Below are 275 nucleotides of genomic sequence, written 5' to 3' on the forward strand. Positions count from 1 at the left end.
GTGAGCTTGCCGTGCTCATAAACGAGCGTGATATCATCCGAGGCAGGGGGGCGAGCCAGGATGCAGACTTGCAGCTGCGCGTCGAATTGCTCAGAATGATCGGTCGCCACAAGAAGTTAGAGCGAGCGCATCTTGGCGAGCTACAGGTTGATGAAGGCACGATCCGGCGCATTTGGGAAGAAGCGGCTCAATTAAAGCGGCAGTGGAGTGTGCTTGAAAATGCTGAGGCAACAGACATAGCAGCAACGGGAAGGCTGCTTGCTTACGCCTATCCT

At 55.3% G+C, this 275-nt stretch carries 1 protein-coding gene; it reads left to right on the forward strand.

The window, feature by feature from the left end:
• Positions 1-95: 95 nt before the first annotated feature.
• A partial coding sequence (locus tag SB773_RS31540; RefSeq protein ID WP_410594248.1) for a hypothetical protein occupies positions 96-275 on the forward strand: 180 nt, incomplete at its 3' end.

This window comes from Bacillus sp. SIMBA_074, assembly GCF_046534555.1.
Taxonomy (GTDB): domain Bacteria; phylum Bacillota; class Bacilli; order Bacillales; family Bacillaceae_G; genus Bacillus_A; species Bacillus_A mycoides.